The sequence below is a fragment of the Paraburkholderia rhynchosiae genome (assembly GCF_002879865.1).
GTDB lineage: Bacteria > Pseudomonadota > Gammaproteobacteria > Burkholderiales > Burkholderiaceae > Paraburkholderia > Paraburkholderia rhynchosiae.
This window is the reverse complement of sequence record NZ_PNXY01000007.1, coordinates 178,495-204,286: the sequence shown is the minus strand read 5'-3', so window position 1 is coordinate 204,286 and position 25,792 is coordinate 178,495. Positions and strand designations below refer to the sequence as shown.

At 62.0% G+C, this 25,792-nt stretch carries 24 protein-coding genes; 15 read left to right on the top strand and 9 right to left on the bottom strand.

Features of this window, described 5'->3' with window-relative positions:
- Nucleotides 1-138 precede the first annotated feature (138 nt).
- The 3 genes from C0Z16_RS12645 to C0Z16_RS12635 all read left to right on the top strand — a co-directional run bounded on the left by C0Z16_RS12645 (nt 139) and on the right by C0Z16_RS12635 (nt 2,460).
- On the top strand, nt 139-777 hold the full coding sequence (locus C0Z16_RS12645; RefSeq protein ID WP_102632487.1) for a helix-turn-helix domain-containing protein: 639 nt from the start codon (nt 139-141) through the stop codon (nt 775-777).
- 128 nt (nt 778-905) lie between these two features.
- Nucleotides 906-1,313: a DUF2471 family protein gene (locus C0Z16_RS12640; RefSeq protein WP_102632486.1), complete on the top strand. Its 408-nt coding sequence runs from the start codon at nt 906-908 to the stop codon at nt 1,311-1,313.
- A gap of 55 nt (nt 1,314-1,368) precedes the next feature.
- Nucleotides 1,369-2,460, top strand: a complete 1,092-nt coding sequence (locus C0Z16_RS12635) for a tyrosine-type recombinase/integrase (protein ID WP_102632485.1) — start codon at nt 1,369-1,371, stop codon at nt 2,458-2,460.
- Between the two features lie 85 nt (nt 2,461-2,545).
- On the opposite strand, the gene C0Z16_RS12630 is transcribed toward C0Z16_RS12635, so the two are convergent.
- Nucleotides 2,546-3,751, bottom strand: a complete 1,206-nt coding sequence (locus C0Z16_RS12630; RefSeq protein ID WP_102632484.1) for a DNA-binding protein — start codon at nt 3,749-3,751, stop codon at nt 2,546-2,548.
- Nucleotides 3,752-5,584: 1,833 nt separating this feature from the next.
- Between C0Z16_RS12630 and C0Z16_RS12620 the strand changes: the two genes are divergently transcribed.
- A complete protein-coding gene (locus tag C0Z16_RS12620) occupies nt 5,585-6,934 on the top strand; it encodes a replication initiation protein (RefSeq protein WP_102632482.1) in 1,350 nt (449 codons plus the stop codon).
- 117 nt (nt 6,935-7,051) lie between these two features.
- On the opposite strand, the gene C0Z16_RS12615 is transcribed toward C0Z16_RS12620, so the two are convergent.
- Complete coding sequence (locus C0Z16_RS12615; protein WP_102632481.1) at nt 7,052-8,110, bottom strand: ParB/RepB/Spo0J family partition protein; 1,059 nt, start codon at nt 8,108-8,110, stop codon at nt 7,052-7,054.
- Nucleotides 8,111-8,134: 24 nt separating this feature from the next.
- Nucleotides 8,135-8,797 carry a ParA family partition ATPase gene (gene parA, locus C0Z16_RS12610; RefSeq protein WP_102632480.1) on the bottom strand — a complete coding sequence of 221 codons (663 nt, stop codon included), beginning with the start codon at nt 8,795-8,797 and terminating at the stop codon, nt 8,135-8,137.
- 848 nt (nt 8,798-9,645) lie between these two features.
- Here parA and arsC point away from each other — a divergent pair.
- Complete coding sequence (gene arsC / locus C0Z16_RS12605) at nt 9,646-10,005, top strand: arsenate reductase (glutaredoxin) (RefSeq protein WP_102632479.1); 360 nt, start codon at nt 9,646-9,648, stop codon at nt 10,003-10,005.
- Between the two features lie 52 nt (nt 10,006-10,057).
- On the opposite strand, the gene C0Z16_RS12600 is transcribed toward arsC, so the two are convergent.
- Nucleotides 10,058-11,041, bottom strand: a complete 984-nt coding sequence (locus tag C0Z16_RS12600; protein WP_102632478.1) for a sulfonate ABC transporter substrate-binding protein — start codon at nt 11,039-11,041, stop codon at nt 10,058-10,060.
- A 281-nt stretch (nt 11,042-11,322) separates the two neighbouring features.
- Here C0Z16_RS12600 and C0Z16_RS12595 point away from each other — a divergent pair, with 281 nt between their 5' ends.
- Nucleotides 11,323-11,613, top strand: a complete 291-nt coding sequence (locus tag C0Z16_RS12595) for a DUF1272 domain-containing protein (RefSeq protein ID WP_102632477.1) — start codon at nt 11,323-11,325, stop codon at nt 11,611-11,613.
- 34 nt (nt 11,614-11,647) lie between these two features.
- Here C0Z16_RS12595 and C0Z16_RS12590 read toward each other — a convergent pair whose 3' ends face one another.
- Both C0Z16_RS12590 and C0Z16_RS12585 read right to left on the bottom strand, forming a co-directional pair.
- Entirely contained in the window at nt 11,648-11,857 is a 210-nt protein-coding gene (locus tag C0Z16_RS12590; protein WP_175130686.1) for a zf-HC2 domain-containing protein, read from the bottom strand.
- On the bottom strand, nt 11,838-12,446 hold the full coding sequence (locus tag C0Z16_RS12585; protein WP_102632579.1) for an RNA polymerase factor sigma-70: 609 nt from the start codon (nt 12,444-12,446) through the stop codon (nt 11,838-11,840). The genes C0Z16_RS12590 and C0Z16_RS12585 overlap by 20 nt, the downstream gene beginning before the upstream one ends.
- 452 nt (nt 12,447-12,898) lie before the next feature.
- Here C0Z16_RS12585 and C0Z16_RS39335 point away from each other — a divergent pair, with 452 nt between their 5' ends.
- On the top strand, nt 12,899-13,030 hold the full coding sequence (locus C0Z16_RS39335) for a hypothetical protein (protein WP_279635063.1): 132 nt from the start codon (nt 12,899-12,901) through the stop codon (nt 13,028-13,030).
- 143 nt (nt 13,031-13,173) lie between these two features.
- Here the strand turns inward: C0Z16_RS39335 and C0Z16_RS12580 are convergent, their stop codons facing one another.
- Complete coding sequence (locus tag C0Z16_RS12580; RefSeq protein WP_102632475.1) at nt 13,174-13,380, bottom strand: hypothetical protein; 207 nt, start codon at nt 13,378-13,380, stop codon at nt 13,174-13,176.
- Between the two features lie 280 nt (nt 13,381-13,660).
- Here C0Z16_RS12580 and C0Z16_RS12575 point away from each other — a divergent pair, with 280 nt between their 5' ends.
- Nucleotides 13,661-14,215 carry an NADPH-dependent FMN reductase gene (locus tag C0Z16_RS12575; protein WP_102632474.1) on the top strand — a complete coding sequence of 185 codons (555 nt, stop codon included), beginning with the start codon at nt 13,661-13,663 and terminating at the stop codon, nt 14,213-14,215.
- A gap of 86 nt (nt 14,216-14,301) precedes the next feature.
- On the opposite strand, the gene C0Z16_RS12570 is transcribed toward C0Z16_RS12575, so the two are convergent.
- Both C0Z16_RS12570 and C0Z16_RS12565 read right to left on the bottom strand, forming a co-directional pair.
- On the bottom strand, nt 14,302-15,399 hold the full coding sequence (locus tag C0Z16_RS12570) for a hypothetical protein (RefSeq protein ID WP_102632473.1): 1,098 nt from the start codon (nt 15,397-15,399) through the stop codon (nt 14,302-14,304).
- Between the two features lie 222 nt (nt 15,400-15,621).
- Nucleotides 15,622-17,904, bottom strand: a complete 2,283-nt coding sequence (locus C0Z16_RS12565; protein WP_102632472.1) for a hybrid sensor histidine kinase/response regulator — start codon at nt 17,902-17,904, stop codon at nt 15,622-15,624.
- Nucleotides 17,905-18,584: 680 nt separating this feature from the next.
- On the opposite strand from C0Z16_RS12565, the gene C0Z16_RS12560 reads away from it, so the two are divergent.
- From C0Z16_RS12560 to C0Z16_RS12530, 7 genes are all read left to right on the top strand, one after another.
- Complete coding sequence (locus tag C0Z16_RS12560) at nt 18,585-18,953, top strand: response regulator (protein ID WP_102632471.1); 369 nt, start codon at nt 18,585-18,587, stop codon at nt 18,951-18,953.
- Nucleotides 18,946-19,569 carry a chemotaxis protein CheC gene (locus tag C0Z16_RS12555; protein ID WP_102632470.1) on the top strand — a complete coding sequence of 208 codons (624 nt, stop codon included), beginning with the start codon at nt 18,946-18,948 and terminating at the stop codon, nt 19,567-19,569. Before C0Z16_RS12560 ends, C0Z16_RS12555 begins: the two co-directional genes overlap by 8 nt.
- A complete protein-coding gene (locus C0Z16_RS12550) occupies nt 19,566-20,504 on the top strand; it encodes a sensor domain-containing diguanylate cyclase (RefSeq protein ID WP_102632469.1) in 939 nt (312 codons plus the stop codon). Before C0Z16_RS12555 ends, C0Z16_RS12550 begins: the two co-directional genes overlap by 4 nt.
- A 304-nt stretch (nt 20,505-20,808) precedes the next feature.
- Complete coding sequence (gene hpnD / locus C0Z16_RS12545) at nt 20,809-21,657, top strand: presqualene diphosphate synthase HpnD (protein ID WP_102632468.1); 849 nt, start codon at nt 20,809-20,811, stop codon at nt 21,655-21,657.
- Nucleotides 21,658-21,661: 4 nt separating this feature from the next.
- Nucleotides 21,662-22,936, top strand: coding sequence for a hydroxysqualene dehydroxylase HpnE (hpnE, locus tag C0Z16_RS12540; protein ID WP_102632467.1), 1,275 nt, complete (start codon nt 21,662-21,664; stop codon nt 22,934-22,936).
- Nucleotides 22,933-24,975, top strand: a complete 2,043-nt coding sequence (shc, locus tag C0Z16_RS12535) for a squalene--hopene cyclase (RefSeq protein WP_102632466.1) — start codon at nt 22,933-22,935, stop codon at nt 24,973-24,975. Before hpnE ends, shc begins: the two co-directional genes overlap by 4 nt.
- A gap of 3 nt (nt 24,976-24,978) precedes the next feature.
- Nucleotides 24,979-25,710, top strand: coding sequence for a phosphorylase (locus C0Z16_RS12530; RefSeq protein WP_102632465.1), 732 nt, complete (start codon nt 24,979-24,981; stop codon nt 25,708-25,710).
- Nucleotides 25,711-25,792: the final 82 nt, after the last annotated feature.

The window sequence follows — 25,792 nt, the reverse complement described above, 5'->3', positions numbered from 1 at the left end:
AGACCGCTGCTATCTGTCCACCGCTTGAGTGGCTCAACATGGGCGGGCACGAGACGGCCTGTTATAGTCGGCTGTCAGTTTTATCGGAAATTTTCGTTTTTCCGAACTAGAATCCGGTATATCGAACAACTCTAAACGATGGGTCAAGAAATGGCAAGTTCGGGTATTCGCCGTGCGGCGGCTGGCGCGGCGCCCCCTCCTGGCGCAATGCCGGCTGCGGCAATCGCGGCGCCACCGCGTGTGGGCGAGCGGATTCAGCGTCTGCGCGCCGAACGGCGCATGACGCTCGACGATCTGTCGCGCGCGGCCGGCGTGTCGAAATCCATGCTATCTGAAATCGAACGCGACAAGGCCAATCCGACCATCGCGGTCGCCTGGCGGCTGACCAATGCGCTCGGCGTCAGTCTCGATTCGCTGTTCGCGCCGCAAAAGACGCCGGAAGCTATCGCCGTCGCCGGCCCGCACGACATTCCCACGTTGAGCGGGCACGACGCAAAGTATCAGTTGCGAGTATGGGGGCCGATCGAGCTGGCCGGCAAATTCGAGTGGTACGAGTTGACACTGCAGGCCGGCGGAGCGCTCGTCTCGAACGCACACGAACCCGGCACGCGCGAGCATCTGACTGTGCTGCAAGGATCAATCGAAATCGAGGCAGCCGGAACGACGAAGCGGCTCAAGGCAGCGGACACCGCGCGCTATGTCGCCGACGAGCCGCACGCCATCCGTAACGCTGGAAAAGGCGAGGCGAAAGCGCTGCTGGTGGTGATTCACGGCTGAAGCGGCGGCTCACCGCAGCGCCGCGCTGAGTGCAGGCCAGGCTGCTTGATGGCGGAATCGGCTCTTGCGGCGAGGTTGCGTCGATCACTGTATATTTGTACAGTACAGGGTATCGACTGGAGCCGACAATGAACGACCCGACGACGGACCGAACCGACCCAACCGACCGCGCTCTGGCCGCGCTACGCTATCGAACCGCGGTGCGCGACCTGGAGCATATCGTCCGCAACATCGCCGCGCGCTACATCGTGCAGCAGGTGCCGCTCACCTGGCGTCTGCTTCACGGGATCGAAGCGGAGGCGCTCGCGGATCTTGGATTTGCCAGCCGGCATGACGCGCTCATGCTCGGTCTCTTTCAACGCCCATCGGATCTGCCTTATCCGGAAACCGACGAGGCAGTCGACTTTGGCATGTCGACCGCGCTGCCCGCGGTGTTCGCGTTTGCCGTCTCCGCTTACGAGGATGCGGCTCGCGGCGCAGCGCAACGGGCGGCGGAAAACACGACACCCAAGCGGGCTAGAGCCTGGGGCGACTGAGGTCCGGTTTATTGGTCGAGGTCTACAATACGCGCAACTAACGGAACGATAGCGCATGTCGCCACCTCACTTGTCCGATCCCGTCCCGCGCCCCGAGCCGTCCACCGATCTGTTCGATCAGCAGCGTGAAGACTGGCGTCGCGATCCACAAATCGCTTTCGACGCGTGGCTCGCGAAGCAGCATTTCCGACGCTCGTCAGCAGAGGTCTATCAGGCGCAGTGGGGGCTTTTTCTCGAGTGGCTGGCCGCCCGTCAAAAGAGTCTCGTCACCGTCGATACGCAAACCATTGCGGATTTCGTCGCCGGTCTGGAGATTCGCAAGCCGCAACGTGTCCGGTATTTGCGTCTGATTGAGCGCGTGCTCGATCATGTGCGCGAAGTGGAAGCGTCGTCGACCAATCCGGCTCGCTTCATCGCTCAGGATGGCGAAGCGGCATGGCGCAACGCGCGCGACAACGAACCGACCGGTTTTCTCAATCACGCCGAACGGGCCGCGCTGATCGCGCATCTGTTTTCACCGTTGCAGCGATTGTCAAAGGCACAGCGCTGGAAAGAGCGGCGCGACCGCGCATTGATCGCCGTGTTTCTTGGCGGAGGACTTAAGACGGGCGAGGCGGCCGCGCTTACGGTTAGTTGCACGTTAATGAACTCGCCCTGGGTAACGATCGATTCGGCCAATCCGACGCTGATCCGGCGCACCCGGGTCGTGCCTTTCGCCTCGGCCCTTCTTGACGCCTGGCTTGCGGACCGGCGTCTCGCGGAACTGGCTGGCGATCTGGTGTTTCCGGCGTCGCCTTCGGGAAGGCCGATGCACAAAGCCACGATGCTGAGGGCGGTCGATGCGCTCGTCGAGGCGGCCGGCATCGCCGCGTCGCGCACGTCGCGCACGTCGCGCACCAGTCCGCAAACCTTGCGGAACACGTTTGCCGCCGATTTGTTCGAAAGCGGCGTGGAGGCGGAACTGGTCGGGCAATGGCTCGGATTTGTGCAGGCCGTGTCTGCGAATCGTCTCTATCGCGCGTGGCAAACGTGGGTGGATCAGCAGGATTTGCGAGTCGTCGATGAACCGGATGCCGCCGCGCCGCTACTGCCTGAGCCCCGAATGGACGGGCGTTTCACGAGGAAACCTGGCGCGGGGAAGTCCTGAAAGTCCTCACTTTCCGTCTCCCGGATTTCCTCACCCCGGATTTCCTCACCTTTAACGATTGGGCGCTTAGGCGCCGCAATTCGCGTCACGTCCGCGCCGAAAGCGAATCGCTCGATAAAAACCGGCTCACCGCTTCCAGCCGTGAATCCCCGGGCCCGGACGAGTGGTCGCATTCCGGGCATTGCAATTCGAATCGGTGATCGACGTGAGACAACTCGGGCTCACCTTCATCGCACTTGGGGCAACGCAGCGGCAAAGTCACGTGGCCATCCGCTGCAGTGCCGATGGCGCGCAGTTCGTCATTTGTCAACCGGCCGGCTTCGACTAGCGAGCAAAGCAGGTGGCCGATCGCAGGCTCGATGCCCTGCTGTCCGCGCAGTGCCGCAAGTTCTTTGGTCAACGCATCCACTTCGTCAGATTGCTCGCGCAATTGCGCATCGAGCCGGTCGCCGCGCGCCTTGGCTGCCGCTAGCTGCTGAATGAACTCGAATTCTTTGCGGCTCGCGTCACGTACCCCCGACTGATATGTGGCCGCCATGCTGCGCAGCGAATCGAGTTCCACGAGCATCGGCTTCACGCGGCGCTCGGCTTCCGCGATGGCGTCCTTGATCTGCTGCGCATAGTGTTCGGTGCTCTGACGCAGTTCGACATGCAATGCGTCGATGCGGTCGCGCAGCGTTGCGTTGGTCGCCTGTTCCGTATCGATGCGTTGGCGAAGTGTTTCGTTTTCATGTTCCAGCCGACGCACCGCCGCCTGCAGGCCTTCCTGATGCGCCGTTCCATGCGTTGTGATGCTAGACAACTCGGTTTCCAGCGCCCGAACACGCTCCCAAGCAGTTTCCGCTCGTTGCTCGCTGCGTTTGATTGCATCTTCAGAAGCGTCGCGGCGAATTTCCGCGTCTCGTGCGCGTTGCTCCGCGGCCGCGATTTGCATGCGCGCTTCGTCGCGCTCGGCATCCAGTGTTGTGCGTGCCTGGGCGACCGCTTCTTCGAAGAGTGCGCCCAGCAGTTCTCCAGCGCGCTCTTCCAATGCTTTCGGAATGGCGCCGGCGCCGATGTTAACGCGCGACACGCTGCGGATGCGTTCCCAAAAATGATCGATGTCCTTCGGGATATCGCTGGCGCTGCCGGTTTGCGTGAGCTCACGTACCGCAGCCATGGACGGACGTATTCCCAGATCGAAAAAAAGTCGCTTGCAGGCATGTAGCGACAATTCCTGGCGGCGGCCACCGCCAGCTCGCATGGCGTCGAGTTCTTCACGAATGACTCGCCGTTCGTCGTCCAGGTTCATACCGGTCCCGATGTTGTGCGAATTGTATAAATCATAACAAAGTACGTAGCAAACGCTACGGTTTTTTAGCGTTGTGCCGGAATGCGTGCTTCCAGGGTCTTCGTGCTGTGAGTTTGCGCCTGCAGAGCCGCGCGCGTTGTCCTTTTCCGTGAAACAAAACGAAGAGTAGTCGGTAAGTTATTGTAAATACAGCAAATTTGTCATTGCTGGCTTCATCGGGCACTGTTTCACGATACGCGAGATCGGGACTGGGGTGAGTTAGAGGCTTGTTTCGGAGAACTCGCGGGGGCGATGCTAGAGAGTAATAAAAATAAACACCTTTGAACCATGTTAAAAACGTTAACGCCACAGCAAAGCCTTATCTGACGGGGCTTTCAGACGGCAAAGGTGAAGCTTTGCGGGAGACGTGGTGAGATCCTACGGGAATCTGGAGTGATGACCTTCGGGATGCTCGGTGAGTAACTCCGGGGCACATCGTGAGCGGGTTCGGGAACACCCCTTACTGCGCGGTTTGACCGAAGGTGAGGCTTTGCGGGACCTCATTGCCCGCAAGCGCCCGCTCGTACGAGAAGGCAGCCGGAAGTGAGGCCACAGCGACGGTGAGCGCTTTCGGGACAATGGCATCGTCTTGTTTTTGCCCGTATTTCCGCCCCACAAAACCTCGAGGTGAGTGAACACAGGAGAAAACGCGGACCGCAGGTGAGCTTTTACGGGGATAGATAGAGCTATTTGCCTGTATTTCGAGCATCGAAACGCTGAGGTGAGCTTTTGCGGGACGTATTTCCCGTTTTGCGACGGATTTCCCCTAGCCACTATTGCGCGCGCAGAGGTCGGCACATGCAAAGGTGAGGAAATTCGGGAGCTGTAGTCGGTGTGGCCCGATGCCAGCCAAAATTCCAGGCGTTAGGCGGAAAGGTGAGGCTTTTCGGGACACTTTGGGACTCGTTTTCAGCCCAAAGGTGAGCCGATGCGGGATCAGAATGCCCTTCGTGGTCCGCTAATGTCCGGTGCACGGGTGTCTTCGTCCGTTCGTTCGATGTCGCTGGAATGGCCAAGGTGAGACTTTTCAGGAATGTTTTGCGCGAGAACCGGGTTCGACGATCTGGGTGATGGACCGTTAAGGTGAGGTTTTACGGGAGGGCTGGGAGCTGGATTGTGGCTGCATCCCGTCGATCGCAGCTCTTTAACCGTATGAAAATAAACGATAAATTTTTCTTTCGGCGGAAGGGTGAGACTTTTCGGGAGCTGCGTCGACGGAGGCTGCCGACGCACAGTTGGGTGCTAAGGTGAGAATTTTCGGGATCGTTTCAGGCCGCTTTTAAGCGGTTGGGCTTTGGAAACCCGCGCCATTTCGAGCGTTGAACTCAGGCAATGGTGAGCCTTTACAGGATGCTGCGGGCGAGACGGACGCTCATTCTGCGGTCGCTATCCCTGTTTTTATGAATCTGCACGGTGAAGGACGTTGCGGCGTACAGACACGCCTCGCAGACGTCGCTGGAATACAGTGAATGCGCTGGCTCACCAGTTGATGCGCAGTTAGCCACGCAGATTCGCCCTCCGGATAAAAGAACGCAAAATTTTTTGAGGTGAGCCGATTCGGGATGACGTGCTCCCCTTTGCGTCGACGCCCAAAACGGTGTCATTTTCCCGAAGCCGCGACGTTAAAGGATCGCCGGAACCTGGCGTGAAATCGCGGAGGTGAGCGTTTTCGGGAGTCGTTGGAGGTGAGTCGCGTCGCGTAACCTCGCTTCACCCGCAACGGTGAGAGCCACGCTATAGACGTGTATCACCACAGTCGGTATGCTCTCGCCAAATCCCTCCTTGACCCGACGCATGGCCACGAAGCGCGCCAAGAAAACCGATGTAGTCAGCCCGAGCTCAGCGGAATTGCGCAAGGCCGTCGAGGCGATCGCCATTCAGCCTAAGAGCGGCAAGATCACGCTGCTCACACGCAAGCTCTTCAATGTGCTGCTCGCCGTCGCCCAGCAAGCCGACGAATCCGGCGACACGTATCGCGCCCTGCTGTCCGACATCGTGGCGAATTCCGCATTCGACTCCAACGACACCGCGCTCGTGAAGGAGCACCTGCGCCGCATGGTGTCGGTTCAGGTCGAATGGAGCACGGGCACGTCCAGTCAGAAGCCCGGCCGGAAGTGGGGTATCTCCACGCTGATCGCCGACGCCGAAATTCTCGAAGATCCAACCACCCGCCGGGTCTGGGTGGAATTCTCATTCGCGCCCAAGATCAAGAAGAAGCTGCTCGATCCGGTCCAGTACGCGCGTCTGAGCCTGCAGTTCCAGAGCCAACTGCGCAGTAGTGCGGGTCTCGCGCTGTACGAGATCTGCGTGCGCTATCTGACCAACCCCAGCCATCTGACGATGCGCGAATCGTGGGAATGGTGGCGCCCTATTCTGTCCGGCACCCCGGACACCGAGGCGGGCGATGAAGCAAAGCGCGAATATAAATACTTCAAGCGCGATTACTTGCGCCCGGCGATCGCCGAGGTGAATGCCGTCACAAACATTTTCGTTGAACTGATCGAGCACCGGGAAGGCCGGCGCGTGGCCGAGATCCAGTTCCGTGTAACCGAGCGCAAGCAGCCTATGCTGGCACTCGATGAGCATCCGAATGTGTTCGACAGCACGCTCGTCGACCGGATGGTTAAGATCGGCATTCCGCTAAAAGAGGCGCAAACGCTGTATGCGGACAGCGAGGAAAACCGTATCCGCGCGGCTTTGCAGATGACTGAGCAACGCATGCGCAGCACGTCGTTGCCGCCGGTGCGCAGCGCGCCGGCGCTGTTCAAGGACGCGCTGAAAAAGGGCTACGCACCCCCGGTTGAAGCGCTTCCGTCTACTGGCGGCGGTAAGACTGCGATCGCGGCTCCTGCCGACGATCTGAAGGCCCGCCTGCTCGGTGAGTATTCGGCGTATCGCCGCAGGGAAGCGCGCGAGCTCTATGAAGAACAGGGCGAGTCCGAGCGCGAGATTGCGCGGCAATCGTTCGAGGAAGACGAATTGCCAGGACTTGGCGCCCATATGCGCGACGACTGGCGCCGCCGCGGGCTGGATTCGAAGATCGTCGAAACCGCGTTCTTCGATTGGCTTGCACGCAAGACGTGGGGTGAACCGACGGATGGCGACCTGCTCGCCTTCACGCTAAGCCAATCGCGCGCGGCTTGATCGTCTACGAGATTGGCCCCTGCGCCCATGTAGGGCAACCGCGACGGCTTGTCACCGCTGCCCGGTCAGCAGCCACTTCGACGTGACTTGCTGCAACATGACTTACTGCAACGCCTCTTACTTCAACATCTTTTCGATCTGACGAAGAATGTCGTCACGTTTCTCACGCGTGAGACCCTTGAGGCGCAGTTCGATTCGATCGTCCCCGTACGATTTCAGGTCTCCCACCGACACGCCGTCGAGCTTGATTTCCAGACGCTGCGCATAACGCTGCCGCCCGGCGGGTTTGGTGCTTTCCTGCGCGCTGGCCCTGCCCTTGACGATGTCGGCCACTTGCCGCGTGCTCAGGTCGTCGGAGAGGATTTTATTGATGAGGCGCAGCGTGGCATCTGCCCCGCGAGCAGTGTGATAGCGGCCAACCTGATACGCCATGTTGGAGCCGAAACGGTCGGGCCGGGCAACCATCTCATGCATGACTGTCTCTGGCAACTTGGCAATCGACAATGCGACTGCCACGGTCGACTCGTCCAGCCCAAGATGCTCGGCCAGTTCCTTCTGGCTCTGGAAATGTCGATCGTCGAGAAAGCGTTTCCATACGACTGCGTTGTCGAACACGGTCTGCGAATCGCGCTGGACGTTCAGGTCGTAGCCAAGCTTGTAGCTCTGGATACCGATCGGCAGATCGATAACGATCGCCTTCACCGATTCTTTGTTCGCTTCTTTCAGTGCGCGTACACGTCGGCCGCCGTCACTGACGAAATACGTGCCGGGATTGTCGTAGTCGGGAATGACGTGAATTGCCTGCTGCTGTCCTTGCTTCGCCAGATTGACGGCAAGTTCGGCAATCGACGACTTCAGATAGAAGTGGCGGGGATTGAACGGGCTTGGCTTGATGGTCTTCAGCGCGAGATCGATCACCTGGCCCGGGCGATATCCGTGCTCGATCCTCCACGCGCGGTAGGCCGCGGACTCGTTCTCCGTGTCAACGGTGTCGAGCTCGGTGACGGTCTGCGGCATGACGGCCGCCAAAGTTCGCGCTGTCCCATCCGGCGTTTTCGTAGCATTGTTCTTGACGAGACCGTCAATAGCGTTCAGACGGTCTAGCGCGGTTCGCTTTTCGCTGCTGGTCGTATCAGGACGTGCTTGAAAGCCTTTGGCGAATTGGGAGGGTTTCATTCAGGGTCCTTTATGCGCATAAATTCACGGGAGCAAGGCGGCGATCTCATTCGCGCACGCCCGTACTTCGATGGCGGCAAGCTTGGCGCCGCGATCGCTCATCTGAAGCACTGTCTGACCCAACGCCATTGCCTGCTTGTAGGCTTCGCGCGTCGGAATCTGGGTCTTGAGGAGAGGAAATCCGAGTTCCTCCAACGCACGTTTTAGTTCGCGTGTCAGCATGCGCTTTTCTTCTGTCTTGTTCAGCAGAAAGACCGCGCGCAGGTCTTCGTTCATCACCTGTGCTTGCTGGACCAGTTTCACTAGCCCAACGCTCGACCAATAATCGGCGGGCGAGGACGACGTCGGTATTACGGCGACGCTGGCGGCGAGCAATACCACGCCGGACACTTTTTCAGTAATGGAAGGCGGGCAGTCGACCACGATGATGTCGTAGTCCGCCACGAACTTCTTGATCTCGCGATGAATCTGGCTACCGGCTTCGGAGAGATTGACGACGGCGAACGGAATGCCGGAGTCTCCGTCCGATGAGGCACTGGCCCAGTGGATCAATGTGTTCTGCCCGTCTGCGTCCACGACGAGGACTCGTTTGCCTTTCTCATGGAATGCAGCCCCGAGGTGCATCGCGATCGTGCTCTTCCCGACTCCACCTTTTTGCTGAGTTACCGCGATGATTTCCGCTGCCAATCTTCACCTCCTTTTTTAGACGCAGATGGATTTTACCTGGATGAATTCGCATTTCAATCATTTCTGTGGAAAGGAGATAAGAAATAGCCATTCGGCCAGGTTTATGCGCATAAAGACGCGCGCTGAGCGGTCAGCCGGCGGCCGAGCTACCGTTCAGGAAGCGGTTTTTGAACTTGGGTTTCGAGGCGACTGAGAAGTGCAGAGCGATCAGATGGCAAAGTGCGATGTGACCGCTTGCGCCGGGGTGTAAATCAAAGCGTGAACTGCGTGCAGCGCGCTGCCAATGTGCGCACCGACTACACACCGCGTGACCTTACAGACGGTGTCGGTTGCTTAGAGCGTTTCGCCGAAGGGCTTCGAACGCGGTGCGAGTGGCCCCGACGGTTTATGCGCATAAAGTGCGTCGTGCATCCCCCAAGGCGGGCTCATGTTCGGCACTTCACGCTGTCGGACATGAGTAAACCAAGGCACGTCTTTATGCCCTCGTCGATCGGTACATGTGCCCCGAGCATGTCAGTTCAGTAGCGACGAACGGCTGGGCGCCCAGCCTCGACAGGCACTTTATGCGCATAAACCGAGCCTGTCGCATTCCGCAGCACGGCTGCGGCGGTAGAAGTGGCCACCTTCCATCAGGCAATGCCCGACGTCCGCAACGCGCGGCGCGCGTACCTATCCACGGGTGACAGTCGACGCGGAAAAAATCCCTACACCTGATCTGTTAGCCAACCGCTCGCTCGCTCGCTGAAACAACAAGCAACAAGCGCGGCGCGCCAAAAGCCAGCCGCTGCCGCCGCCGGCTAAAATCCCCTCCACACGCAAGCGATCAGTCCATCTCAACGAGAACCACCATGATCACCATCTACCACAACCCCCGCTGCTCCAAATCACGAGCGACGTGCGAACTCATCGCCGCCACATATAACTACGCCGGAGAAGCAACGGAAGTTATTGAATACCTGAAGCGGCCACTCACCGTCGCGCAACTGCAGCAACTCAATCAGCAACTCGGGTGTGCGGTGCGCGAAATGATCCGCGACTCGGAGCCCGAATATGAAGAACTGGGGCTGTCCAACGCCGCACTATCTGACGCTCAGTTATACGAAGCATTGGCAGCACGTCCGATCCTTTTGCAACGACCGATCGTCGTGCGAAACGGGCGGGCCGTGATCGGCCGGCCGCCCGAAAACGTTGCGACGTTATTCGCCTAAGACGGCCCCGGCGAGCCGGTCGATTTGCATCGTCTCTGCGATGGGCGCGGACCTAGACCTTGGCCGGTAACGCCGCGTCCTTCGTGACGATCTTCGTCGGGATGATGCGTAGTTCGCTGAAGGTGTCGGCGATGCGTTGCTGTTCCGCCAAAACGCTCGCATCGACTGGCTTATAGATGTGCTCATAGTGGCGCAGTCCAGCCTCGATGACGCTCGCGTCCAGGCCCTGAATCGGCGCAAGTTGCGCGGCGGCCTCGCCGTAATGACCACGTACCCAGGCGCCTTCCTTGTTGACTTCGTCCATGGTGATTGCCAGGACATCGCTGTTCTGTTGCGCAAACGACCGGGCACCCAGGAAAAACTGATGATGGTTGACGATGCCGCCCGCGTCGACCAGCAAGCGTGCGTTTGACTGCCGTTTCGCTGCTTCGAGGAACGGATCCCAGATCGCCCACGCATCGATTGCTCCACGTTCGAATGCGGCGCGCGCGTCGGCCGGCGGCAAGAAAACCGGTTGAACCTCGTTGTATTTCACTCCGCTTTTCTGCAACGCGGCGACCAGAAACCAGTGCACATCCGAGCCCTTGTTCAAGGCAATCTTTTTGTCCTTCAGATCGGCAAGCGTTCTGATCGGCGTATCCCGACGAACAAGGATGCCCTCGGCATGCGGCGTCGGTATTTCATAGGCGACGTAGACGAAATTCGCGCCGGCCGCTTGCGCAAATACCGGCGGCGCCTCGCCCACATAGCCGAAGTCGATCGCGCCTACGTTCAATCCTTCCAGTAATTGCGGACCCGCGGGAAACTCCGTCCATTTGACCGTGATGCCCAGCGGCGCAAGCCGCTTTTCCAGCGTCCTGTGCGACTTCAACAGGACAAGCGCGCTGGCTGCTTTCTGATAACCGATCCGAAATTCCTTCGCGCGGGCATCCGCGGCGAAAACAGACGTAGCAATGCCAGGCAAAGTGGCGGCAGCCAATGATGCGCCCACGGTGGCAACGAACGCGCGGCGCTTCAGCAGGGGATGACGGGACATAGAGTGCTCGAAGAAAAAGACGGACGCGAAACGGACCGATTGCCTCCGACGATAATTCGTCTGCCAGGCTGGACGAACCGATAAATTCGCATAAGCAAATCACATCCGCGCAGTGGTTGTACTTCCCGTGCAAGGCGGTCTCGTCATTCACCGCACTGGCAGCAATTGACGCCGAGCTGTCTCTTTCTCCCATCCCACGCCGCTTAGACTAGCTATGCAGCAAAGGGCGAAAATCCGCCGAATCCTGAACGAAGCAAAATAGAAACGAAAGTGGAGTTCCAATGCTTGAACTACGACCGTCGTGTGAAGGATGCGGCAAGTCGCTGCCGCCCAATGCGGCCGACGCGATGATCTGTACGTACGAATGCACGTTCTGTGAAGTGTGTGCGCTCACTACGTTGCGCAATGTGTGCCCCAACTGCGGTGGCAATTTCCAGCATCGACCGGTACGCACTCGAGCGCAGTTGGCTAAACATCCTGCCGGCAGCGAACCGAGCGCGGTCAAGATCGACGAAGCTTCACACGCAAGCTTCTTCGAGCGCTATCGAAACACGCCACCCGGCCAACGGTGACCGCCAACCGCATCACCCCTACCACAGTGGGCCGTCAATCGTCGCCGTTTGCCGCTCCGGGCGTCGAAATACCGCTCATCGTATGGGCGGCCTCGCGAAGCAGACGAATTTGCTTGCGATAGTTGCGGCAGCCGCTGCACGTGGGCAAGTGCAGCCGGATGGCAACCCATTCGCCGGTCGTCAAAGGACGATCGAGCGCGTCGGACAGGAGGCGAGTGATGTTCCTACATTTCCCCATTGGCATCCTCGCTGGATAGACCCTTCTCGCTCAGGCAAGTGCGCAAGCGAAGCCGCGCGCGGTAAATAAGCACGCTGCAATGGTTGGCGGTCATCTGCAATTCGGAGCAGATCGCGTCCGTCTCGAGGTCGAGAAATTCGCGCATCATAAAAACGCGGCCGATGTGCTCGGGCAGATGTTCCAGACATATCTCGAACAACGTCCAGAACTGCTGCTGACGCAGCGCCGTTTCAGGCGTCGGCCAAGGGCGCGGCTTCGTCTGTTGCGACCAGTGGCCGTTATCTTTGAATAACTCGCGATCGAGCAGCGCCTCGCCATCGAGTTCCGATTCCAGTGACGAGAGATTCACCGTGCGTTGCCGGGCGCGCAGCGTGTCAACGAGTTTGTGCCGCAGGATGCCGAACACCCATGTCTTATGCTCCGACTGCGCGGCGAACCGGTCAGCATGCGTCCAGGCGGCGGCCAAGGCTTCCTGCACGGCATCTTCCGCGGCGGCCGCATCGCGCAATTGCAAACGGGCAAAACGTACGAGGTCGCGCCGAAGCTGCGTCAGATAAACCGTATCGTCGAGCGCCGGCCCGCTTACGTGCACCACGACAGGCTCCGCTGCGCGATCCACGGGACGCGCGTGTTTTCTTTCGAATAGTTGTCGCTCATAAGCGGGGCGTTTTTTTCGCACTGTGTCCGGACACGTGCGCCATTCTGCCGCAGGTTGCAGCGCAAGCGAATCGGTATTGGACATTGGAAGCTCACAAGGGCGAGACTAATTCGGCTTCGTCGCGCGGGGCAGCCCTCTTATGACAAACAGAAACGAATTATTGCGAAAATTGAGAATAACGCTTGACGGTGAGCCGGGCGGTCCTTGAGAGGCAGGAAAGGCGCGCCAGTGCTCATGCCGGCCTATTTGTGACCCACCCACCGGGCCTTTATTTCACTTATTGAAAAGATGTCTTCTCATCCACGCTGTTTTTAGGCGGACACTGAATCGCTATTCTTCAGCCACCGATCGCAACAGATCGCGAACTAACGCTCAAGAGGAGTAGCCCCATGAAACGCATTCTGTCCGTCCTGATTGCTTCCGTAGCCCTGTTGGCAGCAGCTTCCGGTGCAGCCGAAGCCGCCGCTCCGGCGCAGTGCAGCGGCCCGGCGTCTTATTGCAACGTGTTCTTCGGCAACTGAGCGACCGCAGGCGCACTGGGCGCAGCACTACTCGGCCGGACGTCCGACGAAACTGACCGCCAAGACAAAAAGGGCGCCCGCTGCGGCGCCCTTCTTACGTCCACAACCAGTTAGAGCTCAAAGCGGCCACTCCCGCCAGGCCGCTACCTCTTACCGCCTCCATCCATTCCCGCGCCCTCGCGCCAGACTTCCTTGCCGCGCTCCGACAACTTGCCGCTGCTGCGCGTGGCGTCCGGCTGTGTGCCTTCGACGGCCATCTCGCCGCCCGGCTGCTCCAAGGAACGCGGCTTCTGCTTCTTGCGAGCGGCCACGGCTTCATCGTGCGATTTACCCGCGTGATTGAGACTCATTGCTGATCCTCCGTAAATGGCTGCTGCCTCCAAACGCCCTGTGCCGGAGGCAGGCTTGATTGACAAGGCAAAAGTACCAGTTATCCACAAGGTTATTCAGTAAATCTGTGGATAACTTTAGTGCTCGCCGTGTTATCCACCGGAACCTGTACAACGCCGCCAGACTTTTCCGCCACGTCGCGCGATTCCGGCATCGACCCACGCTTCCGCCCGCCTTTTTGCCTATGATGGACAGTCCGTACGTTTGCGCGTCGAGCGCCTTATCTCAAGGAAGCGAATCATGGCCCTACACATCGCAGTTGTCGTCGGCAGCCTGCGCCGCGAGTCGTTCAACCGCCAGTTGGCGCAAGCCGTCACTTCGCTGGCGCCGCCCGACTTCACCTTCGAATTCATCGACATCGGTTCATTGCCGCTCTACAGCCAGGAGTACGACGCCGATTACCCCGAAGCGGGCAAGCACCTCAAGCAGCGCGTCGAAGCCGCCGACGGTCTGCTGTTCGTCACGCCCGAATACAACCGCTCCATTCCCGGCGTGCTCAAGAACGCGCTCGACTGGGGTTCGCGCCCGTGGGGCACTAACTCCTGGGGCAACAAGCCGGGTGCTGTGATCGGCACGTCGGTTGGCGCGACCGGTTCGGCGCTCGCGCAACAGCATCTGCGCAATGTGCTGGCCTATCTCGATGTTGCCACCATGGGTCAGCCCGAAGTGTTCATCAAGCACGATCCGGCGGTCATCAACGAGAAAGGCGAAATCCTGAACGACGGCACGCGCAAGTTCCTACAGACTTTCGTCGACCGCTACGTCACGTGGGTCAAACGGCACACCGCCGCATAACGTCGACAAGCGCATCGAGTGTTAAATGCGGCGGCACCGCCATAGCTTCATGGCGCGCCGCCGCTAACGCTCCCCCGTTTATGTTTTTATACGTGGTGATGCCCCGTCACGCGTTCCCAGCCGTGGCGCACGGCGAGCTTGAAGCGCTCCCATGTGCTCTCCGGCGAAGTCGTTTCCCAATGACGGCGGGCTTCGGGTTCGACGTCGTCCCAGGCTCTGTCGCGATAACGCATATCTTTGCCGATCTCCGCGCCGTAGCGATAAGCCGGCACATAGTCCTCGTAACGCGAGTCATCGGCCGAGTACTGCTCGTCATAGTGCGTGCGGAAGTCTTCTTCGTATTCCAGATATTCGTTCGGAATCTGTCCGCTCAAACCCGCCGTTGGCTGCCCGGCTTCCGAAACGACTTCGGACGGCCGCATCACCGCGCCTGAGCCGGGCGCCGACCCGGCGGCGATTGCGCTGCGTCCCGCATCTCCGGTCAAAGGATCGGTCACGGGTTCACTGAGCGGATCCGTTGTTGGGCGCTCGCTGAGCGGCGGCGGCTCGACCGGCTCCCCGGCCGTGCCGCGCGGCGGCGTCGAATACAGCGGATCAGCGGTCGTGGCAGGGCGCGTGGTTGCGCCCGGAGTGGTCGTGAAAGGCGTCGCCACGCCGCCCGGTGTCACTGTCCCAGTCCCCGTGGATGTCGTCGTATCCCTGCTGCTCACGCCGGTCGTTCCCGCTTCTGGCGCGCGCGGCGTTCCGGGCGTGACCATGCCGATGCCCAATTCGTCGAGCAGCGAATGTTCCCGCGCGGTTTCGGTCGCCGGTTGCGTGCCCCGCTCCGGCGAGCGTTCGCCGATGTCGGTTGCGCCGAGCCGCGTCAGCGTATTGCGAGCCAGTTCCGCGTGCGCTTCGCTGGCGGCATCGATAACTACAAGCACTGCGCCGCGCCGCACGGCTTCCGTATAGCGCGCCGTTTCGGGCGCGCGCGAGCCGCTGGCAAAGAGGCTCGACAGAAACCGTTCTATGTTGGCGAGCACGCCCGAACCGGCGACTTCATCGGTTGCCGAGCCCGCGGACGGTTCCGCATTGGCCTGTAACTCGATCGTGTCGCGGGCGAAACCGGTCTGAACCAGCGTGTCCCGAGCGGTTTCTGCCTGAGCGTAGGTGTTGAATAAGCCAATCACGGTGTGTCGCATGACTGTCTCCCGACGTTTTGGGTAGGACGGACAGCGCGCCACGCGCCATCCTCATTACCTGTTCGATGCCGCAACGTTCATGCCGGGATCGGTACCTGCGGGCCGCGCGCCCCCTGCCGTAGGGCTGCGCAAAGCGCTCGGGCGACACAGCGCGGCGGGCCGCGGCCCGCGCTTTTTACAATTCAGGCGTAAATGGCGGAAAAGCCGCCGGCGAAGTTCCGGCTATTCCACGTGATGCGTTGCCGGAACGAGGCCTGTCTGCGCCAGATCGCGCTGGATTCCCTGCAAAAGCTTCTCCAGCAGCGCGATATCGAAGGGTTTTGAGAGCACGCGCACATTGACGTGTCGGGCGCGGTCGAGTTCTTCCGCGTAGCCGGTGACGAGAATGACCGGCAGTTGGGTGTCGAGGGCCGTCACCGCTTCGGCCAGATCGATACCGTTGAGACTGCCGGGCATATGAATGTCCGATAACACCAGATCGAACGGCAGCGGTTCGCCGGTGCGCGCCTGCCGCGCCTGCGCGTCGTTGAAGAGGCCCAGCGCCATGTCGGCATTGAACACGCACGTGACCTGGTGGCCCATCATCTGTAGCAGCGCCTCGGTGCCCGCGGCCACTTCTTCGTTATCCTCGACAAGCAGAATGCGCAGCCCATGCGGTGCGTCATGTTCCTCGGTGCGCGCTTCGACCGGTCCGGCGATTTGCGGCTCGGCCGTTGCGCGCGGCAAGTAGAGCCGCACGGAAGTGCCGGCGCCGACGGCGCTGTCGATCGCGGCAAGCCCGCCGGACCGCTCGCAGAACGCGAACACCTGCGGCAAACCGAGGCCAGTGCCCATACCCTTCGACTTGGTCGTGAAAAGCGGCTCGAAGGCGCGAGCGAGCACCTCGGGCGCCATGCCGGCACCGGTGTCTTCGAGCGATATCTGGACGAAGTCGCCCGTCAGCGGGAAGCCGTCTTCGTGACGGAACGTGATGTTGGTCGCGCGCACCGCGAAGCGCCCGCCGTTGGGCATGGCGTCGCGCGCGTTGACGGCGAGGTTGATCAGCGCGAGTTCCAGCTCGGCGACGTCGACGCGCATCGGCCAGATGCCGCTGCCAATGTCCATTACCAGCGACACCTTGGCGCCGAGCGACGCGCGCAGGAGATCGCGGCACGCCGGCAGCCAGCGTTCGAGCACGACGGTCTCGTTGCGCAGCGGCTGTTTGCGCGCGACGCCGAGCAACTGCCGCGTGAGCGACTGGCCGCTCTTGAGCGCCCGCTCCATCGCCGACAGTTCGCGGTCGAGCCCCGGCGCGCCGCGCCGCCGCGCGATCTGCACGTTGGCCGAGAGGATCATCAGCAGGTTGTTGAAATCGTGCGCGACGCTGCCTACCAGCGTGCCGAGCGCTTCCATCTTGCGCGACTGCCGGTACGCCGATTCGATCGAGCGGCGCATCGACGCTTCCGCCTGCCAGCGCTCCCACGCCTCCTCTTCGGCGCTCAGCCGTCGCAGCGATAGCCAGATGACGCACCACAGCGCGATGGACGGCGTGAAAATCGACAGAATCAATACAGCGAGGTGGCGGTACCACGCGGCCCACATCGCCGACGCGCGATAGCCGCACATCACGTAGACCGGATAGGAGCCGACGTGCCGGAAGGCGGCGATCACGTTCTCGTCGTCGAGATTTGAGCGCATATGCGTCACGCCTGCGCGCCGGCCCTGTCTCATCGCCTCCGCGAACGGCAAATCCGCCGCGATGGCCGCCGCCTCGCCCGGGCGACGCGGATAGTGCGCGAGCACAGCGCCGTCGGCGCGAACGAGGCTCATGGTCATCGGCATGCCGCCGGCGCCGCCGAGCAGCTCGCGGTAGAACGCGTCGAAATAGCTGGGGCGCAGGGCGACCGAGACGACGCCGGCGAACGTACCGTCGGGGGCGCGCCGCTCCATGCCCGTGTTGAACACCTGTTCGCCGGCGACATGCCCCGTCATTACCTTCGACACGTGTTCGAGATCGCGGCCGTCGCGAAGGCCAATGAAATCGTCGCGCTCGCCAATAGAGACAGTCGGCGCCGGATAAAACCGGCTGCTCACGAGCAACGCGCCGTCGCGCCCGAAGACCGAAACCGCGGCCACCTGCGGATAGCCGCCGCCCATGGTGCGCAGTTTCTGGTGAATGGCGGCTTCGCGCGCGCGAATGCCGTTGTCGTCGAGACCTTCCGTCAAATCGACGATGCGCGTGTCGAGCGTCTCGTTCATGTCGAACACTTTGAGCGCGTGTTCTTCCGCGACGCGCACGGTGCGCATTGTCATGTCCGTCGCGTCCGCTTCGCGGGCGCGCAGATCGCTGAACGCCATGGCCGCGACGTACAGGCACGGCAGGACGATCGCGGCGACAAGCAGCGCGATCAGCGTCATTCGCCGAACATGGAAATTCTGCTCGGGCACGGCGGGAAACACCGCCTCGTCCGGCCCGTCAGCGGAAAGGCGGCTCGCTCGATGCGGCTCGAACCGGTCGTGTGTCATTGTTGGTAATGCTCTGATCTTTCCAGGCAGTGGAGACAGCGTCATAAGAAGCATAGGACACAGAACGGCGGTAGAAGTTACCGTTATTAACTGCGTCCGCCATGCCGGTCCGCGATTCGTCTGCTTTTTAAAACAGTGACGAATCGAGAAGCGCAAACGTACACAAAAGTATAAACGGTAAAGAAAGTATTCTTATGCGGCGCGTATTTTTTCGAAAAATGGCGAACGAAGGAAGATATTGTTAATCAGGCCGACATACGGCGTATTGCTTTTCTGCTGTTTTACTTCGAGAATCGACGCCACGATAACAGTGCGTCCGCCATGTTCGAACGCATATGCCGCGAGGGCACCGGATCATGCGTATCACGCGTGAGTGCCGGCGTTCGCGGACAAACGCGCGCCGCACGGGACCAGCCTGATCCAAACGGCCGCGCCGACTCATCTACGGGGTAGGCTCAGCACATGCCGGTTATAGCCGTCGTCCACCGCACGCGCCCGCATTCTCGCGTGCGCCATGGTTTCGCCAAACGCGCCGCGCCGCGCATTCTCCCCGCTTGGCCGCAAGCTGTATCCCAGCGGCCGCACGTGCATTTCGCCGCTCGCCGCCAGACTCCGTCCTAAAGAGATCACGCTATCCGCCGTTAACGCGCAAGAGCTAATTCCGTCTTTTTCGACCTGCCATGCCTTTGCCCATTGTGATCGCCGACGATTCATTGCTTGCCCGCAAGGTGCTCACCAAGGCATTGCCGCCGGATTGGGACGTCGACGTGTCCTACGCTGCGAACGGACGGGAAGCGCTCGCTTTGTATCGTCAAGGCAAAGCCTCGGTGATGTTCCTCGACCTGACCATGCCGGACATGAACGGCTATCAGGTGCTGGAGGCATTACAGCATGAGGACCTGAACACCTTCGTCATCGTCGTCTCAGCCGATATCCAGCCGATGGCCCAGGCGCGCGTGCGCGCGCTCGGAGCCGCAGCGTTCATCGCCAAGCCCGTGACGCCGGACGCGGTACTGCCCATCCTCAAGGAGTACGGGTTGTATGTCTGAGCCAGTCCTCACCGAAGATCAGCGCGACGCGCTGCAAGAGCTCGCCAATCTGGCGATGGGTCAAGCCGCGACGCGTCTCGCGCGGCTGCTCGATTCGTTCATCGAATTGTCGGTGCCGCGCGTGAAGGTGGTGGCGGTCAGCGAGGCCGCGCAAGCGCTGAGGGACATGACCGGTATCGAGGACCCGGTGAGCGCGGTGCGACAGGGCTTTCGCTCCGACATCAAAGGCGAGGCGCTGGTGATTTGCCGCAGCGACAGCGTCGAGGACCTGTGCGCGCTCGTCAGCGATCCGTATTCGCGCTCATCGTACGAAGCGGTGAGCCAGAAAGAATTGATGTTCGACGTCGCGAACGTGCTTACGGGCGCCTGCGTGTCGTGCATTCTCGACCAGCTCGGCCGCACGCCGGTGTTCTCCGCGCCCGGCCTGCTAGGCGACGCATTGACGCTCGATGAAGTGTTTCAGCCCGGCGTGCTGCAATGGGAAGTCGCGTTGCTCGTGGAAGTCAATTTCGCGCTCGAGGACCAGAGTTTCCGCGCGCATCTCGTGATGCTGATGGCGGAAGAGTCCATTCGCCACATGAACGACGCGCTAGACGCGTTGTTGTCCAGCCTATGAACGCGCCGACCGAGTCGTTAAGCGATCTGGTGGTCGAGCGCGTGGGCTTCGGCATCTTCGTGCTCGACCGCGAAATGAACGTGCTCATGTGGAACCGGTTCATGCAGGACCACAGCGGTCTGTCCGCGGAGCAGGTGGTCGGCAAGTCGCTGTTCACGCATTTTCCGGAGCTGCCGCGCGTGTGGTTGTCGCGCAAGATCGAAAGCGTCTTCCAGCTTGGCAGTTTCGCGTTCAGCTCGTGGGAACAGCGTCCGTATCTCTTCAAGTTCGATCACGACCGGCCGATCACGGGCGGCGTCGATTACATGCAGCAGGACTGCACGTTCATGCCGCTCACGCGCGAGCGCGAAGTGGTAGCCGTCTGCGTGACGATCTCCGACGTGACGCATGTGAGCATCGTGCAGCGCGAGCGCGAGGAGGCCGTTGCGAAACTGCAGGAATATGCGGACCGCGACGGACTCACCGGCATTGCCAACCGCCGCTTCTTCGAAGCGCGGCTGCTCGACGAGTACACGCGCTGGCAGCGCTATGGCGGCGACATGTCGGTGCTGCTGTTCGATCTCGATCACTTCAAGAAGATCAATGACCAGTTCGGCCATGGCGTCGGCGATACCGTCTTGCGCGTGATGGCGCAGCGCGTCGCCGAGGTCGTGCGGGCGCAGGACACGTTCGGCCGTTTCGGCGGCGAGGAGTTCGCGTTGCTACTGCCGTGCACGCCGCTGGAGGACGCGATGCGCGTGGCGGAGAAAATCCGCTGCACGATCGCCGATACGCCGGTCGAAGTGCAGGGCACGAGCGTGCCGGTGACGGCGAGCGTGGGCGGCGCGGCGGCGCGTCCCGGCTTGCCCGCGTATGACGTGCTGATCAATGAGGCGGACGCGGCGCTTTATAGCGCGAAGCGGCAAGGACGCAACCGCTCGGTCGCGCTGACCTGATTAGGCAGTGATCGCGCAGTGAACCGGTAGAGATCAATCAGACTGCGTTGGCGCACGGGCAACCGGTTCTACCAGCAGCCCGGCACGCCGTACGTCGCGCTTCTTCCACCGATCGTACCGGCTCGCGCCCCTTATTCCACAGGCGAAACTGCGTCGTCTCACAAACGTTGATATACTTTTCGCCGTTTCCGGCATACCCGCCGTGTGTTTCGCGCGTGTCCGCGCGCGCGGGCCGCCTGCCCTGCGGCGAAACATAAAAAATTCCTGAACGCCTTTCAGCGGGCGCCCTCCAGCGGAGATCGTCTTGGCTGTTTCCAATCTTGTCGTGGACGATACTGAAATCGACGCCGCTGCCGCCACATCCGGCAGTTCGTTCTATCTCGCAATGCGCATCCTGCCGGCCGCGCAGCGCGACGCGATGTATCAGGTCTACGCTTTCTGCCGCGCGGTCGACGACATCGCCGACAGCGACATGCCGCGCGCCGACCGCGCCGCCGCTCTCGAGCGCTGGCGCGCCGACATCGACGCGTGCTATGCCGGCGCGCCACGTGCTTCGTTGCGCGCGCTGACGCGGCACATTCACACGTTTCGTCTGCAACGCGAGGATTTCCACGCGATGATCGACGGCATGGCGATGGATGCCGCCGCCGACATCTGCGCGCCGGACGAAGCCACGCTGGACCTCTATTGCGACCGCGTCGCGAGTGCGGCGGGCCGGCTATCGGTGAGAATATTCGGGATGCAGGAGGAGCCGGGCCGTTTGCTGGCGCACCATCTGGGCCGCGCGCTGCAGCTCACGAACATTCTTCGCGACATCGACGAAGACGCCGGCATCAATCGTTGCTATCTGCCGCACGAACTGCTGGCGCGCGAAGGCATCGCGGTAAAGAACCCTGCGCAGATCGCCGACGACCCCTCGCTCCCGCGCGTCTGCGCAACGCTCGCCGGGCGCGCGAAGGAACACTTCGCCGCGTCCGACGCGATCATGGACCGCGAGCCGCGCAACCAGGTGCGCGCGCCGCGCATCATGTCGGGTGTGTACCGCGTGCTGCTGGATCGCACGCTGGAGCGCGGCTTCGACATTCCGCGTACGAAGGTCAGCAAGCCGCGTCTGCGCATGCTGTGGATCGTCGCGCGTTACGCTCTCTTCTGAGCTGATGTCGAGACTCGTACATGTGGTTGGCGCGGGCCTCGCCGGCCTGGCCGCCGCGGTGCAGTTGCAGCGGCGCGGCGCGCGAGTCGTGCTGCACGAAGCGGCCGAACAGGCCGGCGGCCGTTGCCGTTCTTATTACGACGCCAAGCTCGGGGCAACGATCGACAGCGGCAATCACCTGATGATGTCGGGCAACGTCGCTACGCTGAACTACGCGCGGGCGATCGGCGCGGCGGACGAACTCACGGGGCCGGCGCTGGCCGAATTTCCGTTCGTGGACTTGGCGACTCGTGCGCGCTGGACCGTGCGCATGTCGTCGGGATGGCTCCCGTGGTGGATTTTCGATCAGAATGCGCGCGTGCCGAACACCGGCCCGAGCGATTATCTAAGTCTCATACCGCTGCTGTTCGCGAAGCCTGGCCGCAGCGTCGCGCAAACCATGCGCGGCAATGGTCCGCTGTGGGACCGTCTGCTCTCGCCGCTGTTTCGTGCGATGCTCAACGTGGAACCGCGCGACGCGTCGGCGGAACTGACCGCGGCGATGGTGCGCGAGACGGTGCTTGCCGGTGGTCTCGCGTGCCGGCCGCTCGTCGCGCGCAATGGTCTTAGCAGTGCTTTCGTCGATCCGGCGTTGCGGCTGCTGCAGCATGGCGGCGCGACGATCAAGCTCGGTTCCCGGCTCGAAAAAATCGTGTTCGCCGCTAACGTGAATACAAGCCGTGTCCAGGCGCTGGATTTCGTGGAACAAAGCATCCTGCTCGATGCGAACGCGGCCGTCATTCTGGCGGTGCCGCCGGACATCGCGCAGACGCTTGTCCCCGGCCTGCGCGCGCCGACCCGCTTCGCCGCGACCGTCAGCGTGTATTTCGCGGTCGAGCCGCCGTTCGGCTTGCCGCCCGTCACCGGTCTCGTGAACGGGACGGCGCAATGGCTGTTCGCGTCCGACGGGCGGGTGTCCGCGACGATCTATGCCGCGGAGCATCTGCTCGACACGCCGCACGAAGAGCTCGCGGCACGCTTGTGGGCCGAGGTTGCTCAGGCGGCCAATCTGCCCGCCGCGCCGATGCCGGCCTGGCAGGTCGTCGTCGACAAACGCGCGACATTCGCCGCGCTGCCGGACCAGGAAACGCAGCGTCCCGGCACGCGCACTCGCTGGACCAACCTGATGCTCGCGGGAGACTGGACGGCCACCGGCCTGCCCGCGACGATGGAAGGCGCGATCCGCTCTGGCCAGAAGGCCGCGGATACGTTGCTGAATCAACCGATGGAACGCCGATGAACGACTTATCTCAAGCCCGGACGCTGGGCGCCGTCATGCCCGACTCCGCCGATGAAGCGCTCAGCGCGCCGGCCGTTGCGAGCAATGCGCCGCACGCGCCCGCCGCGGCTGCTTCTTCGCTCGACGCCGCAATCACGCGCGCAACTGATGCGATCCTCGCCGCGCAGAAGCCGGACGGCCACTGGATCTACGAACTCGAAGCCGACGCGACGATTCCGGCCGAATACGTGCTGCTGGTCCATTACCTCGGCGAAACGCCGAACGTCGAGCTGGAGCGGAAGATCGGGCGCTATCTGCGCCGCATCCAGCTGGCCGACGGCGGCTGGCCGCTTTTCACCGACGGTGCGCTCGATATCAGTGCGAGCGTGAAGGCGTACTTCGCGCTGAAGATGATCGGCGACCCCGTGGATGCCGAGCACATGATCCGCGCGCGCCAGGCGATTCTCGCGCACGGCGGCGCGGAAGCCGTGAATGTGTTCACGCGAATCCTGCTCGCGCTGTTCGGCGTCGTGTCGTGGCGCGCGGTGCCGATGATGCCCGTAGAGATCACGCTGCTGCCCATGTGGTTTCCGTTCCACCTGTCGAAGGTGTCGTACTGGGCGCGGACGGTGATCGTGCCGCTGCTCGTGCTCAATGCGAAGCGGCCGCTCGCGCGCAACCCGCGGCGCGTGCGCATCGACGAATTGTTCCGTGGCGCGCCGGTGAACGCAGGCATGCCGGCCCGGGCACCGCATCAGCATGTCGGCTGGTTCCGCTTTTTCCGGGTCGTGGACACGGTCCTGCGCACGGTCGACGGCCTGTTTCCGAAAGCCACGCGTGAGCGTGCGGTGCGCGAGGCGGTGGCGTTCGTCGATCAGCGGCTGAACGGCGAAGACGGCCTCGGCGCGATCTTCCCGGCCATGGCCAACTCGGTGATGATGTACGACGTGCTCGGCTATCCGGCCGATCATCCGAACCGTGCCATCGCGCGTCAGTCGATCGAAAAGCTGCTCGTCATCAAGGATGACGAAGCATATTGCCAGCCCTGTCTGTCGCCGGTATGGGACACGTCGCTTGCCGCCCATGCGTTGCTCGAAACCGGCGAAGCGCGCGCCGAGCAGGCGGCCGAACGCGGCCTCGCGTGGCTGCGTCCGCTGCAGATTCTCGACGTGCGCGGCGACTGGATTTCGCGCCGGCCGGACGTGCGTCCCGGCGGCTGGGCGTTCCAGTACAAGAACGCGTATTACCCGGACGTCGACGATACGGCGGTGGTCGCAATGGCCATGCATCGCTCGGCGGCGCTCACGCAGTCGAGCGTCGACCGTGATGCGATTGCGAGGGCGCGCGAATGGGTCGTCGGCATGCAAAGCAGCGACGGCGGCTGGGGCGCATTCGAGCCCGAGAACACGCAGTATTACCTCAACAACATTCCATTCTCCGATCACGGCGCGCTGCTCGATCCGCCGACCGCGGACGTGTCGGGCCGTTGTTTGTCGATGCTTGCGCAACTCGGCGAATTGCCGCAGAACAGCGAGCCGGCGCAACGCGCGTTCGACTACATGCTGAAGGAACAGGAAGCGGACGGTAGCTGGTACGGCCGTTGGGGCTTGAACTACATCTACGGCACATGGACGGCGCTGTGTTCGCTGAACGCGGCCGGCATGCCGCACGACGACCCGCGCATCCAGCGCGCCGTCCAGTGGCTCCTATCGATCCAGAACCAGGACGGTGGCTGGGGCGAGGGCGGCGAGAGCTACAAGCTCGACTATCGGGGCTACGAACGTGCGCCGAGCACGGCTTCGCAAACGGCATGGGCGCTGATGGGCCTGATGGCGGCAGGCGAGGTGAATCACGAAGCGGTAGCGCGCGGCATCGACTATTTGCAGCGCGAACAGCGCGAGCATGGCTTGTGGGAAGAAACGCGTTTTACAGCCACCGGTTTCCCGCGCGTGTTTTATCTGCGTTACCACGGTTATCGCAAGTTTTTCCCGCTGTGGGCGCTGGCGCGTTTCCGTCATTTAAAGCGCAACGGGCTCACGCGCGTCACGGTCGGGATGTAACGGATGTTTCGTTCAACAGCGCCGTCCGCCGATGCCGGCTCGAGCGGCTTGCCGGTTATCGTCGTGACGGGCATGGCCTTTGAAGCGCGAATTGCGCGAGGCGAGGGCGTCGAAGTGGTCTACGCCGCGCGCGCCGATCTGCTCGAGCGCGCGCTTAGCGCGGCGGTGGCCCGTGGTTGCTCGGGCATCGTCAGCTTCGGCACGGCGGGCGGGTTGGCGCCGGATTTGAAGCCTGGCGCGCTGATTGTCGCGGATGCCGTCGAAGGCCCGTTCGGGCGCATTTCCACCGATTCCGCGTGGGCAAACCGGCTGGCCGCGGCACTCGCGACGGCACCGCTTGGGTCGCGTTTGCAACGCGGGCCGATGGCCGCAGTCACCGCGCCGCTCATGTCCGCCCACGACAAGCGCGCGCTACATCGCTCGACGGGCGCATTGGCTGTGGATATGGAGTCGCATCTCGCGGGCGCGATGGCGGCCGCGCGTGGATTGCCGTTCGCCGTGTGCCGCGCGATCGTCGATCCGGCCTGGCGCACGCTGCCTTCAGCAGCGACCGCTGGTCTGCGCGATGATGGCAGCACCGCGCTTGCCCCGATCTTGCGCGAACTAATGCGGCAACCGTCGCAGATCGGCGCGCTGATTCAGGTGGCGATCGACGCGCGCGCGGCACGTATCTCGCTGGTGCAGGCTCGGCATGCGCTGGGCGCAGCGGGCGCGTTGCATTTCGGCGCCGCCTGAGGCCGTCCGATCAGACGCAATGCGGGTTTGCCGCCCAACGTCAGATATTCCGGCGAAGCGGCAACGGCGTATTTCACAGCGG

Bases quoted from the DNA above. Each gene is read 5' to 3' on its own strand.
- C0Z16_RS12645 (WP_102632487.1), top strand. From the start codon at position 139: ATGGGTCAAGAAATGGCAAGTTCGGGTATTCGCCGTGCGGCGGCTGGC.
- C0Z16_RS12640 (WP_102632486.1), top strand. From the start codon at position 906: ATGAACGACCCGACGACGGACCGAACCGACCCAACCGACCGCGCTCTG.
- C0Z16_RS12635 (WP_102632485.1), top strand. From the start codon at position 1,369: ATGTCGCCACCTCACTTGTCCGATCCCGTCCCGCGCCCCGAGCCGTCC.
- C0Z16_RS12630 (WP_102632484.1), bottom strand. From the start codon at position 3,751: ATGAACCTGGACGACGAACGGCGAGTCATTCGTGAAGAACTCGACGCC.
- C0Z16_RS12620 (WP_102632482.1), top strand. From the start codon at position 5,585: ATGGCCACGAAGCGCGCCAAGAAAACCGATGTAGTCAGCCCGAGCTCA.
- C0Z16_RS12615 (WP_102632481.1), bottom strand. From the start codon at position 8,110: ATGAAACCCTCCCAATTCGCCAAAGGCTTTCAAGCACGTCCTGATACG.
- arsC (WP_102632479.1), top strand. From the start codon at position 9,646: ATGATCACCATCTACCACAACCCCCGCTGCTCCAAATCACGAGCGACG.
- C0Z16_RS12600 (WP_102632478.1), bottom strand. From the start codon at position 11,041: ATGTCCCGTCATCCCCTGCTGAAGCGCCGCGCGTTCGTTGCCACCGTG.
- C0Z16_RS12595 (WP_102632477.1), top strand. From the start codon at position 11,323: ATGCTTGAACTACGACCGTCGTGTGAAGGATGCGGCAAGTCGCTGCCG.
- C0Z16_RS12590 (WP_175130686.1), bottom strand. From the start codon at position 11,857: ATGCCAATGGGGAAATGTAGGAACATCACTCGCCTCCTGTCCGACGCG.
- C0Z16_RS39335 (WP_279635063.1), top strand. From the start codon at position 12,899: ATGAAACGCATTCTGTCCGTCCTGATTGCTTCCGTAGCCCTGTTGGCA.
- C0Z16_RS12580 (WP_102632475.1), bottom strand. From the start codon at position 13,380: ATGAGTCTCAATCACGCGGGTAAATCGCACGATGAAGCCGTGGCCGCT.
- C0Z16_RS12575 (WP_102632474.1), top strand. From the start codon at position 13,661: ATGGCCCTACACATCGCAGTTGTCGTCGGCAGCCTGCGCCGCGAGTCG.
- C0Z16_RS12570 (WP_102632473.1), bottom strand. From the start codon at position 15,399: ATGCGACACACCGTGATTGGCTTATTCAACACCTACGCTCAGGCAGAA.
- C0Z16_RS12565 (WP_102632472.1), bottom strand. From the start codon at position 17,904: ATGACACACGACCGGTTCGAGCCGCATCGAGCGAGCCGCCTTTCCGCT.
- C0Z16_RS12560 (WP_102632471.1), top strand. From the start codon at position 18,585: ATGCCTTTGCCCATTGTGATCGCCGACGATTCATTGCTTGCCCGCAAG.
- C0Z16_RS12555 (WP_102632470.1), top strand. From the start codon at position 18,946: ATGTCTGAGCCAGTCCTCACCGAAGATCAGCGCGACGCGCTGCAAGAG.
- C0Z16_RS12550 (WP_102632469.1), top strand. From the start codon at position 19,566: ATGAACGCGCCGACCGAGTCGTTAAGCGATCTGGTGGTCGAGCGCGTG.
- hpnE (WP_102632467.1), top strand. From the start codon at position 21,662: ATGTCGAGACTCGTACATGTGGTTGGCGCGGGCCTCGCCGGCCTGGCC.
- shc (WP_102632466.1), top strand. From the start codon at position 22,933: ATGAACGACTTATCTCAAGCCCGGACGCTGGGCGCCGTCATGCCCGAC.
- C0Z16_RS12530 (WP_102632465.1), top strand. From the start codon at position 24,979: ATGTTTCGTTCAACAGCGCCGTCCGCCGATGCCGGCTCGAGCGGCTTG.